Annotated in this window: 14 protein-coding genes; 10 read left to right on the top strand and 4 right to left on the bottom strand. The window is 74.0% G+C overall.

Annotated features, from left to right (window positions below; genetic code table 11):
• Positions 1-196 precede the first annotated feature (196 nt).
• From rimP to DEH69_RS28845, 8 genes are all read left to right on the top strand, one after another.
• Positions 197-703: a ribosome maturation factor RimP gene (gene rimP, locus DEH69_RS28880; RefSeq protein WP_113689935.1), complete on the top strand. Its 507-nt coding sequence runs from the start codon at positions 197-199 to the stop codon at positions 701-703.
• A gap of 2 nt (positions 704-705) precedes the next feature.
• Positions 706-1,755, top strand: a complete 1,050-nt coding sequence (gene nusA, locus DEH69_RS28875) for a transcription termination factor NusA (RefSeq protein ID WP_113689934.1) — start codon at positions 706-708, stop codon at positions 1,753-1,755.
• 117 nt (positions 1,756-1,872) lie between these two features.
• A complete protein-coding gene (locus DEH69_RS28870; protein WP_113689933.1) occupies positions 1,873-2,157 on the top strand; it encodes a YlxR family protein in 285 nt (94 codons plus the stop codon).
• Positions 2,158-2,309: 152 nt separating this feature from the next.
• Positions 2,310-5,327, top strand: coding sequence for a translation initiation factor IF-2 (infB, locus tag DEH69_RS28865; RefSeq protein WP_113689932.1), 3,018 nt, complete (start codon positions 2,310-2,312; stop codon positions 5,325-5,327).
• Between the two features lie 74 nt (positions 5,328-5,401).
• Positions 5,402-5,698: a DUF503 domain-containing protein gene (locus DEH69_RS28860; protein WP_113689931.1), complete on the top strand. Its 297-nt coding sequence runs from the start codon at positions 5,402-5,404 to the stop codon at positions 5,696-5,698.
• Positions 5,699-5,755: 57 nt separating this feature from the next.
• On the top strand, positions 5,756-6,244 hold the full coding sequence (rbfA, locus tag DEH69_RS28855) for a 30S ribosome-binding factor RbfA (RefSeq protein WP_113689930.1): 489 nt from the start codon (positions 5,756-5,758) through the stop codon (positions 6,242-6,244).
• A 7-nt stretch (positions 6,245-6,251) separates the two neighbouring features.
• Positions 6,252-7,145 carry a tRNA pseudouridine(55) synthase TruB gene (gene truB / locus DEH69_RS28850; RefSeq protein ID WP_113689929.1) on the top strand — a complete coding sequence of 298 codons (894 nt, stop codon included), beginning with the start codon at positions 6,252-6,254 and terminating at the stop codon, positions 7,143-7,145.
• A 94-nt stretch (positions 7,146-7,239) separates the two neighbouring features.
• The gene (locus DEH69_RS28845; RefSeq protein ID WP_113689928.1) at positions 7,240-8,184 is read left to right on the top strand and encodes a bifunctional riboflavin kinase/FAD synthetase; all 945 of its coding nucleotides are present in this window, start codon (positions 7,240-7,242) and stop codon (positions 8,182-8,184) included.
• A 40-nt stretch (positions 8,185-8,224) separates the two neighbouring features.
• On the opposite strand, the gene DEH69_RS33210 is transcribed toward DEH69_RS28845, so the two are convergent.
• Positions 8,225-10,789 (bottom strand): SCO5717 family growth-regulating ATPase, encoded by a 2,565-nt coding sequence (locus tag DEH69_RS33210; protein ID WP_258535034.1) that lies wholly within the window; start codon positions 10,787-10,789, stop codon positions 8,225-8,227.
• A gap of 318 nt (positions 10,790-11,107) precedes the next feature.
• Here DEH69_RS33210 and DEH69_RS28835 point away from each other — a divergent pair, with 318 nt between their 5' ends.
• Positions 11,108-11,803 (top strand): class I SAM-dependent methyltransferase, encoded by a 696-nt coding sequence (locus DEH69_RS28835; RefSeq protein WP_220131357.1) that lies wholly within the window; start codon positions 11,108-11,110, stop codon positions 11,801-11,803.
• Positions 11,804-11,840: 37 nt separating this feature from the next.
• Here DEH69_RS28835 and DEH69_RS28830 read toward each other — a convergent pair whose 3' ends face one another.
• The 3 genes from DEH69_RS28830 to DEH69_RS28820 all read right to left on the bottom strand — a co-directional run bounded on the left by DEH69_RS28830 (position 11,841) and on the right by DEH69_RS28820 (position 14,466).
• Positions 11,841-12,128, bottom strand: a complete 288-nt coding sequence (locus tag DEH69_RS28830) for a DUF397 domain-containing protein (protein WP_113689927.1) — start codon at positions 12,126-12,128, stop codon at positions 11,841-11,843.
• Between the two features lie 109 nt (positions 12,129-12,237).
• Positions 12,238-12,513 (bottom strand): hypothetical protein, encoded by a 276-nt coding sequence (locus tag DEH69_RS28825; RefSeq protein ID WP_113689926.1) that lies wholly within the window; start codon positions 12,511-12,513, stop codon positions 12,238-12,240.
• 33 nt (positions 12,514-12,546) lie between these two features.
• Positions 12,547-14,466: an acyl-CoA dehydrogenase family protein gene (locus DEH69_RS28820; protein ID WP_113689973.1), complete on the bottom strand. Its 1,920-nt coding sequence runs from the start codon at positions 14,464-14,466 to the stop codon at positions 12,547-12,549.
• 270 nt (positions 14,467-14,736) lie between these two features.
• Between DEH69_RS28820 and DEH69_RS28815 the strand changes: the two genes are divergently transcribed.
• A complete protein-coding gene (locus tag DEH69_RS28815) occupies positions 14,737-15,789 on the top strand; it encodes a LacI family DNA-binding transcriptional regulator (RefSeq protein WP_113689925.1) in 1,053 nt (350 codons plus the stop codon).
• Positions 15,790-15,851: the final 62 nt, after the last annotated feature.

Here is a 15,851-nt window from a genome sequence, read left to right as displayed (position 1 = left end):
GGTCGGAAGAGATCACCGCCCCGTGAGCGTACCCGTGCGCTCCGCCCATCCCTGCGCCACCCCGTCCACGGCGCGCCAGCCCCGCCCCTCCGGTCGGTCCGCGTACCGTGCCACAGGCGATAGGCTGTTGGCCGGACGCGCCGACACGCGCGAAAGGCACCGAGACAACAGCAGACGCGGCCGAGGAGTCACCCGGATGAGCACCACCCAGATCGACAGGCTGCGGGAGCTGCTTGAGCCGCTGGCCGCCAAGCGCGGGATGGACCTCGAGGGCGTGAAGATCACCCCGGCCGGGCGGCGGCGCGTTCTCCAGGTCGTGGTGGACACCGACAAGGGTGTGGGCCTGGACGCCTGTGCCGAGCTGAGCCGTGCCGCGTCCGAGGCGCTGGACGAGAGCGACCTCATGGGCGGCGCCCCCTATGTGCTCGAGGTGACCTCGCCGGGCGCGGAGCGCCCGCTGACGGAGCCCCGGCACTACCGGCGTTCGGTGGGGCGGCTGGTGCGGCTGCGGCTGACCGGGGGCGGCGAGCTGGCCGCGCGGCTGGTCGCCGTGGACGACACCGGGCTTGATCTGGAGATCCCCGGGGAGAAGGGCCGCAAGGGCACGGCTCGCCGGGTCGACCTCGCCGAGGTCGCGTCGGCGCGCGTCGAGGTCGAGTTCAGCCGCAGGCCCGCCGACGACGAGAGCACCAAGGAGGCGTAGCCGTGGACATCGACATGAAGGCGCTTCAGGCGCTCGTGCGGGAGAAGGAGATCTCCTTCGACGTGCTGGTGGAGGCCATCGAGTCGGCCCTGCTCATCGCGTACCACCGCACCGAGGGCAGCAGGCGCCAGGCGCGGGTCGTGCTCGACCGCTCCACCGGGCATGTGACGGTGTGGGCCCGCGAGGACGCCGACGAGCTGGCCGAGCTGCGCGCCCCCGCGGAGGGCGCCGAGCCGAACGGTTCGGGCGAGGCCGGAGAGCCCGTGAAGCCCAGGGAGTTCGACGACACCCCGCAGGGCTTCGGGCGGATCGCCGCCACCACGGCGAAGCAGGTGATCCTCCAGCGGCTGCGGGACGCCGAGGAGGACATCACCTTCGGCGAGTACGCGGGGCGCGAGGGCGACGTGGTCGCCGGGATCGTGCAGCAGGGCCGTGACCCCAAGAGCGTGCTGGTGGACATCGGCAGGCTGGAGGCCATCCTGCCGCCCCAGGAGCAGGTGCCAGGCGAGAGCTATCCGCACGGCGCGCGCCTGCGCTCGTACGTGGTGCGGGTGGTGAAGGGGGCGCGCGGCCCCTCGGTCACGTTGTCACGCACGCATCCCAATCTGGTCAAGAAGCTGTTCGAGCTCGAGGTCCCCGAGATCGCGGACGGGTCCGTGGAGATCGCGGCGATCGCCCGCGAGGCCGGGCACAGGACCAAGATCGCGGTGCGCTCGCTGCGCCCCGGGCTCAACGCGAAGGGCGCCTGCATCGGGCCCATGGGCGGCCGGGTGCGCAGCGTGATGGCGGAGCTGCACGGCGAGAAGATCGACATCGTCGACTGGTCGGACGACCCGGCCGAGCTCGTGGCCAACGCGCTGTCCCCCGCCCGGGTCACCAAGGTGGACGTGGTCGACCAGCTGGCCAGGTCGGCGCGGGTGACCGTGCCCGACTACCAGCTCTCGCTCGCCATCGGCAAGGAGGGGCAGAACGCCCGCCTCGCCGCCCGGCTCACCGGCTGGCGCATCGACATCAGGCCGGACACGGAGCCGAGCGAGCAGCCCACCGGATGAGGCCCCCGCGGCGGGCGCGGCGCGCGGGCGCGGGAATGCCGTCGGCGCGCGTGGCGTTGGGGAACTGTGGCGTGAGCCCGCCCTCGGGGCAGGGCACGCGGGGAGGTAGAATCACAAGTGTCTGGCCGGACCCGGGCCCAGGCCTGCCCTGAGCGCACCTGTGTGGGGTGCCGCCAGCGCACGGCCCGATCGGGGCTGCTGCGTGTGGTGGTGATCGAGGATCGCTGTGTCCCCGATCATCGGGGTACGCTGCCCGGTCGGGGTGCGTATCTGCATCCCACACCGGCCTGCCTGGAGCTGGCGGTACGGCGTCGGGCGTTTCCCCGGGCCCTGCGGGTCCAGGGGCCGCTTGACACCGGAGAGCTGCGACAGGTGGTCGGCCAGGCAGACCGTAAGACGTAAGAAACGCCGCGCGGACGGTCCGCGCGGCCAGGTACCTCGCGAGTCGGAAGTAGGTCGAGATTGCGATGAGCACTCGATGAGTACGCGATGAGTACGCCCGTGAAGTAGCGAAGGTCCGGCGGACGACCGACCCCGGACCGTAAAGGAGCGAAGTGGCTAAGGTCCGGGTATACGAGCTCGCCAAGGAGCTTGGAATCGAGAGCAAGGTCGTCATGGCCAAGCTCCAAGAGCTTGGTGAATTCGTCCGTTCGGCGTCCTCGACGATCGAGGCGCCCGTAGTACGCAAGCTGACGGACGCGTTCAGCACGGGGAACGGCAGTGGCGGCCGCAGGTCCGCCAGGCCGGGTGCCCCCTCGCCGCGTCCCCCGGCGCCCAAGCCGGGCGCCGTGACCGCGAAGCCGGGCGCGCCGCGCCCCGGTGGCGTCGCCCCGAAGCCGGGCGCGCCCCGTCCCACCCCCAAGCCCGGCGCCAGGCCGGGTCCCGCCGCTCCCGCGGCTCCCGAGTTCAGCGCGCCCGCCGACGCCGCCGAGGCACCGGCTCCGCAGCGCCAGGCCGCCCCGCGGCCCGGTGGCGGCGGGGGCCAGCAGGCGCCGCGCCCTGGCGCGCGTTCCGGGGCGCCCAAGCCTGGCGGCGGGCCGAAGCCCGCGCCCGCCAAGCCGAACGCCCCCAAGCCCGGCGGCAGGCCCGCGGGCCCTCGTCCGGGCAACAACCCCTTCACGACCAGCGGTTCGACCGGCATGGCGCGCCCGCAGCAGGCGCCGCGCCCGGGCCCCGGGCCACGTCCCGGTGGCCAGGAGCGTCCGGGCCCCCGGCCCGGTGGCGGTCAGGACCGCCCCGGTCCCCGTCCGCAGGCTCCCGGTGGCGGCCGCGCCACCCCGGGGAACATGCCGCGTCCGCAGGGCGGTCCCGCGGGGCCGCGCCCCGGCCCCGGTGGTAACCGCCCGAACCCCGGCATGATGCCGCAGCGTCCGCCGGCTGGCGGACGCCCCGGTGGAGGCGGCCCCGGTGGCCGTCCCGGTGGGGGCGGCGGCCCGCGTCCTGGCGGCGGTGGCGGCGGCTTCAGCGGCCGCGGCGGCCCGCGTCCCGGTGGGGGCGGCGGTGGCTTCGGCGGCGGCGGTGGCCGTCCCGGCACCGGCACGCGCCCCGGTGGCGGTGGCGGCTTCGGCGGCGCGGGTCGCCCGGGCGGCTTCGGCGGCGGCCCCGGTGGCGGTGGCCGTCCCGGTGGTCCCGGTGGCCGCGGCGGTACGCAGGGCGCGTTCGGGCGTCCCGGTGGTCCCGCGCGGCGCGGGCGGAAGTCGAAGCGGCAGCGGCGCCAGGAGTACGAGGCCATGCAGGCCCCGTCGATCGGCGGCGTGATGCTGCCGCGCGGCAAGGGCGAGACCATCAGGCTCTCCCGTGGCGCGTCCCTGACCGACTTCGCCGAGAAGATCAACGCCAACCCGGCCTCGCTGGTCCAGGTGATGTTCAACCTGGGCGAGATGGTCACGGCGACGCAGTCGGTCTCCGACGAGACGCTCCAGCTCCTGGGCGACGAGATGAACTACACGGTTCAGATCGTCAGTCCCGAGGAGGAGGACCGCGAGCTGCTCGAGTCGTTCGACATCGAGTTCGGCGAGGACGAGGGCGGCGAGGAGGCCCTGGCCTCGCGGCCGCCGGTCGTCACCGTCATGGGCCACGTCGACCACGGCAAGACGCGCCTGCTCGACGCGATCCGCAAGACCAACGTCATCGAGGGCGAGGCTGGCGGCATCACCCAGCACATCGGCGCCTACCAGGTGTCGATCGACGTCAACGGCGAGGACCGCGCGATCACCTTCATCGACACCCCGGGTCACCAGGCGTTCACCGCCATGCGGGCCCGCGGTGCGAAGTCGACCGACATCGCGATCCTCGTGGTGGCGGCCAACGACGGCGTGATGCCGCAGACGGTCGAGGCGCTCAACCACGCCAAGGCCGCCGACGTGCCGATCGTCGTCGCCGTCAACAAGATCGACGTCGAGGGCGCCGACCCGACCAAGGTGCGCGGCCAGCTCACCGAGTACGGTCTTGTGGCCGAGGAGTACGGCGGCGACACGATGTTCGTCGACATCTCCGCGCGCCAGGGCACCAACATCGAGGGGCTGCTCGAGGCCGTCATCCTGACCGCGGACGCCTCGCTCGACCTGCGGGCCAACCCCCACCAGGACGCCCAGGGCATCGCGATCGAGGCGCACCTCGACCGCGGCCGCGGCGCCGTGGCCACCGTGCTGGTGCAGCGCGGCACACTGCGAGTCGGCGACACGATGGTGGTGGGCGACGCCCACGGCCGCGTGCGAGCGATGCTGGACGACGCTGGCCGAAACCTCACGGAGGCCGGGCCTTCGACGCCCGTCCTGGTGCAGGGTCTGACCAACGTGCCGGGCGCCGGGGACAACTTCCTGGTGGTCGGCGAGGACCGCACCGCGCGGCAGATCGCCGAGAAGCGCGCCGCCCGCGAGCGGAACGCCGCGTTCGCCAAGCGGACCCGCAGGGTCTCGCTCGAGGACCTGGACAAGGTGCTCAAGGCGGGCGAGGTGCAGCAGCTCAACCTCATCCTCAAGGGCGACGCGTCCGGCTCGGTCGAGGCCCTGGAGTCCTCGCTGCTCCAGCTCGACGTCGGCGACGGCGTCGACCTGCGGGTCCTGCACCGCGGCGTCGGCGCGGTCACCGAGACCGACATCGACCTGGCGGCGGGCTCCGACGCCATCGTCATCGGCTTCAACGTGCGCGCCGAGGGGCGTGCCACGCAGGCGGCCGAGCGCGAGGGCGTGGACGTCCGGTACTACTCGGTCATCTACCAGGCGATCGAGGAGATCGAGGCGGCCCTGAAGGGCCTGCTGAAGCCGGAGTACGAGGAGGTCGAGCTCGGCACCGCGGAGATCCGCGAGGTCTTCCGCTCCTCCAAGCTCGGGAACATCGCGGGTGTGCTCATCCGCTCGGGCGAGGTCAGGCGGAACACCAAGGCCCGCGTGCTGCGCGACGGCAAGGTCGTGGCGGACAACCTCACGATCGAGGGGCTGCGCCGCTTCAAGGACGACGTGACCGAGATCCGCGAAGGGTTCGAGGGCGGCATCAACCTCGGGAACTTCAACGACATCAAGGTCGACGACGTCATCGCGACCTTCGAGATGCGGGAGAAGCCCCGCGTGTGACACAGCCGGCCGGGGCCGGTCGGCCGGGGGAAACCCCGTCGATCGGCCCCGGCCGCTCCCGTTACGATCACCGCATGTATACCGGGACGTTGTCCTTCGACCTGCTGCTCGGGGATGTCCACTCGCTCAAGCAGAAGCGCTCCGTGGTGCGGCCGATCGTGGCGGAGCTGCAACGTACATACGCCGTCAGCGTCGCCGAGGTGGGCGCGCAGGACCTGCATCGGCGCACCGAGATCGGGCTGGCCCTGGTGTCGGGGGACGCCGGGCACCTGACCGAGATCCTGGACCGGTGCGAACGCTGGGTCGCCGCCCGCCCCGAGGTGGAGTTGCTGTCCGTGCGGCGCCGCATCCACGGCGAGCACGACGAGTAGCGCGGCGACGAGGCCGACGGAACCCAGCACCGACAGCTCGAACAAGGAGACGGACCAGTGGCCGACAAGGCACGGGCCAAGAGGCTGGCGGACCTCATCCGCGAGGTGGTCGCCGAGAAGCTGCACCGGGACATCAAGGACCCCAGGCTCGGCACGCGGGTGACCATCACCGACACCCGGGTCACCGGGGACCTGCGGGAGGCGACCGTCTTCTACACGGTGTACGGCGACGAGTCCGACCGCGAGGAGGTGGCCGCCGGGCTGCGCAGCGCCAGGGGCGTGCTGCGCTCGGCGGTGGGCGCGGCTGCGGGCGTGAAGCACACGCCGAGCCTGGAGTTCGTGCCCGACGCGCTCCCCGAGACCGCGCGGAACCTGGACGACCTGTTCAGCAGGGCGCGGGAGCGGGACGAGGAGGTCAGGCGGGCCTCGGCGGGCGCCGAGTACGCCGGTGGCGCGGACCCGTACCACGTCAGGGAGGACGACGTGGACGAGGACGCCCAGGACACCGACGCGGGCACCGACGGCGACGGCCGGGACAAGGACTGATCGGGGGATGGCAGGGAGCACCGCCGACGGGCTTGTGGTGGTCGACAAGCCCGCCGGTTTCACCTCGCACGACGTGGTCGCCGTGATGCGCGGCATCGCGCGCACCCGCCGCGTGGGGCACGCGGGAACGCTCGACCCCATGGCCACCGGGGTGCTGCTGCTCGGCCTCGGCCGGGCCACCCGGCTGCTCGGGCATCTGGCGCTGACCGAGAAGGAGTACACCGGCACGATCCGGCTGGGCCAGACCACGGTGACCGACGACGCCGAGGGCGAGGTCACCGCGAGCGCGGGGGCCGCGGGCGTCGAGCGGGCCGCGATCGACACCGCCGTGGCCGGTCTCACGGGCGCCATCATGCAGGTGCCCGCCAAGGTCAGCGCGGTGAAGATCGACGGCAAGCGCTCCTACCGCAGGGTGCGGGCGGGCGAGGACGTGGAGATCCCCGCCCGGCCCGTCACCGTGCGGGAGTTCACGGTCGGCGACATCGCCGCGGCGACCGCGGGGGACGGCGCGGCCGTGCTCGACCTGTCCGTGTCGGTCGTGTGCTCGTCGGGCACGTACATCAGGGCGCTGGCCCGCGACCTGGGCGCGGCCCTCGGCACCGGTGGCCATCTGACGGCGCTGCGCAGGACCCGGGTCGGCCCGTATGACCTGGGCGCGGCGCACACGCTCGAGCGGCTGCGTGAGGAGTTGGCGGTGCTGCCGCTCGGTGAGGCCGCGGCGGCGGCGTTCCCCCGCTGGGACGTGGACGACCGGCAGGCGACCCTGCTGGGCCATGGCGCGCGGATCCCCACTCCCCCGCTGCCGCCAGGGCCTGTGGCGGTGTTCGGGCCCGAGGAGCGGTTCATCGCGCTGATCGACGCGGCGGACGAACGGGCGCGCAGCCTGGCCGTCTTCGCCTGAACGGCCTGCGGGCCGACCGCCCGCCTGCCGCGGGAGCTGCGGCGGGTACCGTTGATCGGCAGGTGGCCGAGAGTGAGACGGCGAGGAGCGAACGGTGCAGCGCTGGCGTGACATGGCGGACATCCCCGAGGACTGGGGGCGCAGCGTCGTCACCATCGGTTCGTACGACGGCGTGCACCGGGGGCATCAGGCGATCATCGGGCGCGCGGTGGCGCGCGCCAGGGAGTGCGGGGTGCCCTCGGTCGTGGTCACCTTCGACCCGCACCCCAAGGAGGTCACCAGGCCGGGGACCCACCCGCCGCTGCTCGCGCCGCACCCGCGGCGGGCCGAGCTCTTCGAGGGGCTCGGCGTGGACGCGGTGCTGGTGCTGTCGTTCACCAAGGAGTTCTCGCAGCTGTCGCCCGCCGAGTTCGTGGTGAAGGTGCTGGTGGAGACGCTGCACGCGCGGGCGGTGGTGGAGGGGCCGACGTTCCGCTTCGGGAACAAGGCGGCGGGGACGGTCGCGACGCTGACCGAGCTGGGCGGAACCTATGGCTTCGACGTGGAGGTCGTCGACCTGTACGAGCGGGGCGCGGCGGGCGGGGGTGAGGCGTTCTCCTCGTCGCTGGCGCGGCGGCTGATCGGCGAGGGCGACGTGGCGGGCGCAGCCGAGGTGCTGGGCCGCCCGCACCGGGTCGAGGGCACGGTGGTGCACGGGGCGCGCCGGGGGCGGGAGTTGGGGATCCCCACCGCGAACATCGACACGGTGCCGCACTCGGCGATCCCCGCGGACGGCGTGTACGCGGGCTGGCTGATCGCGGCGGGGGAACGGATGCCAGCGGCCGTCTCGGTCGGGACGAACCCCCACTTCAACGGCACGGTGCGGACGGTCGAGGGGCACGCGCTCGACCGGAACGACCTGGATCTGTACGGCCAGTGGGCGGCGATCGAGTTCGGGTCGTTCGTGCGGGGCCAGGAGACGTTCGACTCGCTTGACGGGCTGCTCGAGCGGATCGCCGACGACCTGCGCGTGGTGCGCGAGCGGACGGGCGAGGGCTGAGGCCCCCGCCCGGGGGCCGGGCGGGGGTGCGGCGTCCTTCCTACTGCGGGGGCGGCGGCTGCCAGGGCCCTGGCTGCTGGGGGTAGCCGCCGTATGGCTGCTGGGGCGGGGGCTGTTGAGAGGGCTGCTGCGGGTAGCCGTAGCTGGGCTGCTGCGGGGGCGGCGGCTGCTGGGGCTGCCGCGGATAGCCATAGCCCTGCGGCGGCTGGCCTGGGTGGCCCTGCTGGCCGGGCAGCGGGGGTGCCATGTGCGGGGGCATCCCGCCGTCCTGCGTCCACAGGCCCTGCTCCTGCTGAGCCCTGACGAAGTCCTCGGAGATCAGCGCGGCCAGGTCGAAGTACGCCTGCCGGGTCCTGGGCCGCATCAGGTCGAGGTCCAATTCGGCGCCCGCGGCGAGGTGTTCGTCGAAGGGGGCGACGACGACGCCGCGGCAGCGGGTCCTGAAGTGGGCCACGATGTCGTCGACCTTGACCATCTTGCCGGTCTCCCGCACCCCTGAGATCACGGTGACGCTGCGCTGGACGAGGTCGCCGTAGCCGTGCGCGGCCAGCCAGTCGAGCGTCGTGCTCGCGCTGCTCGCGCCGTCCACGGACGGGGTGGAGACGATGATCAGCTGGTGGGCCAGGTCGAGGACGCCGCGCATGGCGCTGTAGAGCAGGCCGGTGCCCGAGTCGGTGAGGATGATGGGGTACTGCTTGCCGAGCACGTCGATGACGCGGCGGTAGTCCTCGTCGTTGAACGTCGTGGAGATCGCCGGGTCCACGTCGTTGGCCAGGATCTCCAGGCCCGAGGGGGCCTGTGAGGTGAACCGGCGGATGTCCATGTAGCTGTTGAGGTAGGGGATCGCGCCCACCAGGTCGCGGATGGTGGCGCCGGTCTCGCGGCGCACGCGGCGGCCGAGCGTGCCCGCGTCGGGGTTGGCGTCGATCGCGATGACCTTGTCCTGGCGCTCGCTGGCGAGCGTGGCGCCGAGGGCGGTGGTCGTGGTGGTCTTGCCGACGCCTCCCTTGAGGCTGATGACGGCGATGCGGTAGCACGAGAGCACCGGGGTGCGGATCAGCTCGAGCTTGCGCTGGCGCTCGGCGTCGGCGGACTTGCCGCCGATGCGGAAGCGGCCGCTCGGCCTGCTCGCGGGCTGGGAGCGCACCTTGTTGCGGCGCTTGTCCTGGAGCAGCCGGTCGGACGAGAGGTCGACCGAGGCGCTGTAGCCGAGGGTGCCGGGCTGCATCTGGTTGCCGTACTGCTGCTGTTGCTGGTGTTGCTGGCCCTGCCAGCCGCCGGGCTGCTGCGGGGGCTGTGGCTGGTGCGGCTGGGGTGGCTGCTGCTGCGGGGGCGTGTACGGCGCGGGGAGCGCCGCGCCCTGCCGCGGCGGGGGGAACGGCTGCGGCTGCGCGGGGTCGGGCTGCGGCGGCTGCGGCGGGGTGAACGGGCCTGGCGCGGCCTGCTGTTGCCCGGGGAACGGCGTCGGCTGCTGCCCCTGCGGGGCCTGCGGCGGGGTCGGGGGCCGCGGCTGCCGGGGCTGCCGGGGCTGCTGCTGGGGCGGCGTGAACGGCGTGCCCGTGGCGGGCGAGGGGAAGGGCGCCGATGTCGGCGGCCCCGCGATCTGCGTGTGCTGCTGGGGCGACCGCGGCGGCGCGGCGGGCCACTGCACCGGAGAGGGCGCGGCGGGCGGCGGGGCCGCGGAGGGCTGGGCCGCGGAGGGCTCGTCCTTCGGCGGGAACGGCTGGGCCGCGGCCTGGGGGGGCACCACGGGCGGGGGCCCGACGACCGGGGGCGGTCCCACGACGGGCGGCGGTGCCGTGGCCTGCTCGGGGGCGTCCTGGTCCTGCGCGGCGGGCGACGCGGACGGCGCGGACGACGCGGGGGACTTGGGCGACGCGGGGGACTTGGGCGCCGAGGGCACCGGGGGCAGGGACAGGCCGAGCGGAGGCGCGGGCGGTCCCTTGGCCTCGGGGGCGGCGTCGCGCGGCTCGTCCTCGGGCCGCGCCTCCAGCACCTCGTCCTCCACCTCGATCTCGGGCGGGGACGCGGGCCTGGTGAACTCGACCTTGACCTCGCGCTGCCCGGGCGCCGCGTCCGCGGGCTCGGCTGGCTCGGCGGCGGGCGCCGAGGGCGCGGGTGGGAAGCCGGGGGGCGCGGAGGGCGGCGCGCTGGGCGCCGGTGGCTCCAGCCTGAAGTCCGGGGGCAGCGGCGGCAGTCCGCCCGGCAGGCCCGCGCCGGGCGGGGCCTGCGGCGGGGCGGCGGGCGGCGGCGCCGCGTCCCGCACGGGCTCGGGGCCCTCGTCGCGCGCGGGCTCGGGAGCGCCCTGCTGCGGGGAAGGGGCCGGTGGCTCGGCGGGAGCCGCGGCCTTGCGCACGGCCGCGGCCGAGATCTGCATCGTGTCGCCGCTCACCACGTCGCCGGGCGCGGCGTCGGCGGGCTCGTCCCCGTCGGCCGCTTGGCCCCCGGGCGCGGGGGCGCCACCGGAGTACCAGGCGGGCGGTGTGTAGTCGACGGTGAACTGCCCGGTGCTCTCCGACTCCTCCTCCGCGAGGAGTCCGTCATCGGAGCGTTCGTCACCGGCGGTCTCCCCCGCGGTGCGAACCCCATCCCGATCGCTGTTCACGACGCCTCCCGCTCGTGATATTGCTTCCCGAACCGCGTCTTTCGGCCCGCGCGGCGGATGACGGGCGGACTCCCCCGGGCGGTTCCCCCGATGTGGCTCAGGTCATTGCTTACGGCAGTTGTGCCATGCCCACCCTCACCCTAATCGTCGCCGCCGCACTCCCCTAGCCCTCCCCGGGCGCACCGCCCCCCAAATCACGCTCAACCATGGCATGAAGGAACGCCGTGGCCGAACGGGCACCCGCGGAGAATCAGGTGGCCGCCGCGCCGCGGCGCGTGCCAGGGTCGGGCCATGGACGCGCCCTGGACACCCGGCTTGATGCCCACCTGGATGCCCGACGAGCTGGCGCACGCCGGGCCGGAGCACCTCGACCCCGACTTCGTCGCGGGCTTCGACCGGAAGCAGGGCTTCCCCGATCCGGCCGACGACATCGCCGAGCTGACCGCGCGCGGCCTCGGCCCCCACTCCACGGTGGTGGATCTGGGCGCGGGCACGGGGAGGTTCGCGCTCGCGGCGGCCGAGGCGTTCGCCCGTGTGGTGGCCGTGGACGTCTCCCCCGCGATGGTCGAGGTGATCCGGGGGCGGGCGGCGCGGGCCGGGGCCAGCCGGGTCGAGGCGGTGCGGGCGGGCTTTCTGACGTACGCGCACGTGGGGCCGCCGCCCGACGCGGTGTTCACGCGCCACGCGCTGCACCAGCTGCCGGACTTCTGGAAGACGGTCGCCCTGGAGCGGATCGCCGGGCTGCTGCGGCCCGGTGGGGTGCTGCGCCTGCGGGACCTGGTCTACGACTTCCCGCCGTCCCGGGCGGCCGAGGTCTTCCGGCGGTGGATGGACGGGGCGTCGGAGGACCCGGCGGCGGGCTACACGGCTGAGGACTACGCCGAGCACATCCGCACCGAGCACAGCACCTACCGCTGGCTGCTCGAACCGATGCTGGAGCGCGCGGGGTTCGACATCGTGCGCGTCGACTACGCGGCGGAGGTCTTCGGCGCGTACACGTGCGTCAGGCGCTGAACCACGTGCGTCAGGCGCTGAACGGGCCCGGCTCGCCTCACTCCCCCGGGCGCCCCGGGGCGGGGTCGATGTCGAACTCCCCGTCCCTGGCGCCCAGCACGAACGCCTCCCACTCGGCGGGGGTGAACCGCAGCACGGTGTCGGGATCCTTGGAATTGCGCATCCCAACGCCGCCGCCCGGGAGATAGGCGATCTCCACCTTCTCGTCCTCGGGGCCGCCGGGCGCGCTGAGCCACTCGACGCCCGAGATGTCCCGGGAATACAGCTCGTTCTTCTCGCGCTCCTTGCGCGCGGCGATCTCGTCCGGCGTCTCGGTCGCGGCCATCGGCGGGGCCCCCTTCATGCGGTCGGGTCGACGGGCCTGAAGAACGCGTGCCCGTGCCGGGATCGTAACGCAGCGCACCGACACCGGTACGCCGGGGCGGCGGAGGGCGTCAGCGGGTGCGCAGCCACCACTCGGCGCCGAGCAGCAGCACGAACCCCGTGACCAGCACGGCCATGCCGAGCCTCGTCCTGCCGCGCCTGCTCATCTCGATGACGGCGCCCGAGAGGATGAACGCCGCGCCATACAGGCCGACGGACCGCAGGGACGAGCCGTCGCCGAGCTGGATGACGAGCACGACCGCCATGGCCACCATCGCCACCCCGGCGATGGCCATCCGCAGCCGTCTCGCCTGGCGCGGGGTGAGGCCCCCCTGTGTCGAAGTCACGACAGCAGCATAGGCGTTCGCCCCGCGTGCGCGTCAGGGAACGGTGCGGCGCACGTCGGCCTTCACGGCGGGCCCCGGGGAGGCGTCGGCGATCCAGGGGCCATCGGTCGAGGGGTCGACGATGCCCTCCTCGAGCCATGTGTGGTCGGCGGCGATGACGGAAGCGGCCACGGCGTGGTCGGTCGCGTCGGTGTTGTGCCACAGCAGCGGGAAGAGGTCGTCGACGCGGACCCTGGCCTGGCGGCAGAAGGCGTCGGCGAGCTGGTACGCCTCGCGGCCGTGGTCGGCGCGGGTGCGCAGGCGTTCGGCGTGGACGCACGCGGCGGTCATCGCGAACAGCTCGGCGCCTATGTCGACCACGCGGCCGAGGAAGCGCTGCTTGGCGTCCATGCGGCCCTGCCAGCGGGACATGCCGTAGAAGGTGGCGCGGGCGAGCTTGCGGGCGCCGCGCTCGACATAGCGCAGGTGGGCGGCGAGGTTGGGGTGCCGGGAGATGTGGAAGTCGCCGTAGGAGAGCGGGAGATGACCGCGCCCCGTGGTGAGGGAGGGCAGCCAGCGGGCGTAGAACGAGCCAGCGGCCGTCGCGGCCCTGCGCTTCCTGGTGAGCGAGGCGTCGGGGTCGACCAGGCCGCCCGCCACCCTGAGATGGGCGTCCACGGCCTCGCGGGCGATGAGCAGCCGCAGGATCTCGGAGCCGCCCTCCACGATGCGGTTGATCCGCAGGTCCCTCAGCAACTGCTCGGCGGGGACGCCGCGTTCGCCCCTGGCGGCGAGCGAGGCCGCGGTCTCGAAGCCGCGCCCGCCGCGCAGCTGGACCAGCTCGTCCGCCATACGGCAGGCCATCTCGCCGCCGTAAAGCTTGGCGAGGGCGGCCTCGATGCGGATGTCGGCGCGGCCCTCGTCGGCCAGCTCGCCGGTCAGGTCGACGACGGCCTCGAGGGCGAACGTGGTGGCGGCGATGAAGGAGACCTTGGCGCCGACCGCCTCGTGCTCGGCGATGGGCTTGCCCCACTGCACGCGGGCGCGCGACCACTCGCGGGCGATCTTCAGGCACCACTTGCCCGCGCCGACGCCCAGCGCGGGCAGGGCGAGACGCCCCGTGGTGAGCGTGGCAAGGGCGATGCGCAGCCCCTCGCCCTCGGCGCCTATGCGGTGGGCGGCTGGGACGCGCACGCGGTGGAAGCGCGTGACGCCGTTCTCGATGCCGCGCAGGCCCATGAACGCGCTGCGGTGCTCGACCGTGATGCCGGGGGACGCGGCCTCGACGACGAACGCGGTGATGCCGTGGTCGGGCACGGAGGCCATGACGAGCAGCAGCTCGGCGATGACGCCGTTGGTCGTCCAGAGCTTGACGCCGTCGAGCACGTAGTCGTCGCCGTCGCGCACCGCGGTGGTGGCCAGGCGCGCGGCGTCGGAGCCGACGTCCGGCTCGGCCAGCAGGAACGCGGAGATCGCGCCCCCCGCGCAGCGCGGCAGGAACGCGCGGCGCTGCTCGTCGGTGCCGAAGAGCTCCAACGGCCGCGGCACGCCGATCGACTGGTGCGCGGAGAGCAGCGCGCCGACGGCGGGGCTGGCCGAGCCGACGAGGGCGAGCGCGCGGTGGTAGTGGACGTGCCCGAGGCCGAGGCCGCCGTACTCCTCGGGGATCCGCATGCCGAACGCGCCGATGCGGCGCAGCCCGTTGATGACCTCGTCGGGGATACGGGCCTCGCGCTCGACGAGGCCGCCGTCGATCTCGGTGGCGCAGAACGCCCGCAGCCTCTCGAGGAATCGCGCGGCGGAGCGCTCGGCCGCGCGGTCGGGCTCGGGGCGGGGGTGGAGGAGGTCGATGCGCAGTCGGCCGAGGTACAGCTCCTTGGCGAAGCTGGGCCCCGACCAGTCGGGCGGCCTCGCGGCTTCGAGGACCCGGCGGGCTTCCCGTTCCGAGACGGTCATCATCACACCTCGCCCCATGAAGGACTCCACTGCGTGTGTACCCGTTTTCCCGCGCGGTGACGCCCTGATGACAGGCTGTGGTCCAGGGTCGTGAAGTCCAGGGCGGCAACGGCCTGTTGACGGCTATTGAAGCGCTTCAACACATCCCTGGACACGGCACGCCGCTCGGTCTAGGGTCAACGCGGTCGCACTGTCATCCTCCGCTGTCGAAGCGCTTCACTTCCGCCCTCGCGCGGCGCGCGCTGTCCCCCCGGCGGCGGCGCCCCTCACCACAGCACGGGAGAGCCGATGGTCACCCTCGCCGAGGTCGCCAGGCACGCGGGCGTCTCCGCCAGCACGGTGAGCTATGTCCTCAGCGGCAAGCGGACCATCTCGGCGCCGACGAGGGAGCGCGTCGAGCGCAGCATCAGGGAGCTGGGCTACCACCCCAACGCGGGCGCCCGCGCCCTGGCCAGCAGCAGGTCGAACATCATCGCGCTCATGATGCCGCTGCGGACCGACATGTATGTGCCGGTGATGATGGAGATCGCCATCGCGGTGGCCACGACGGCGCGCGAGCGGGGCCACGACGTGCTGCTGCTGACGGGGCACGAGGGCCCCGAGGCGGTGCGGCGGGTGGTGGGCAGCGGGCTCGCGGACGCGATGATCCTGATGGATGTGGAGCTTGAGGACCGCCGCCTGCCGCTGGTGCGCGAGGCGCCGCGGCCAGCCGTGCTCATAGGGCTGCCCGCCGACACCGGCGAACTCACCTGTGTGGACCTGGACTTCACCGCCACCGGGCGGCTGTGCGTGGACCACCTGGCCGGGCTTGGGCACCGGGACGTGGCGGTGGTCGGCGAGGCGGCGGCGGTGTACGAGCGGCGCACCGGGTTCGCCGAACGCACCCTCCAGGGCGTGCGGGAGCGCGCCGCCGAGCTGGGCGCGCGGGTGCTGCACCGGCCGTGCGAGGGCAGCTACGAGTCGGTGGCGGGCACGCTGGCGCGGGTCTTCGGCGAACGGCCCGCCACGAGCGCGGTGATCGTGCAGAACGAGGCGGCCATCGGGCCGTTGCTCGGGCTGCTGCGCCAGCAGGGCAGGGCCGTTCCCGAGGACATCTCGGTGGTGGCCGTGTGCCCCGAGCAGGTGGCCACTTCCCAGTCCGTGGCGCTCACCTCCGTGGCCATCCCCGCGCAGGAGATGGGGCGGCGCGCGGTGGAGCTCGTGATGGCCAAGCTTGACGGCGCCGTTGGCGCCGTGCCCGCACGCGTGGAGTTGCTGCCGCCTCGCCTGACGGCGCGGGCGAGTACGGGGCCCGCGGCCCGCGGTGGGCCCGCGGCCCGCGGTGGGCCTGCGGCCCGCTGAGCGGCGCCCCTGCCGGGCCGGGCCGCCCGGCCTGGCGCGGCGGGCGGGGCGGCCCGGGGCGC

Origin of the sequence: Streptomyces sp. PT12 (assembly GCF_003311645.1) — a bacterium.
In the GTDB taxonomy this organism is placed as follows: Bacteria; Actinomycetota; Actinomycetes; order Streptomycetales; family Streptomycetaceae; genus Streptomyces.
Note: the sequence above shows the minus strand (reverse complement) of the source record. Positions and strands in the feature narration are given on the sequence as shown.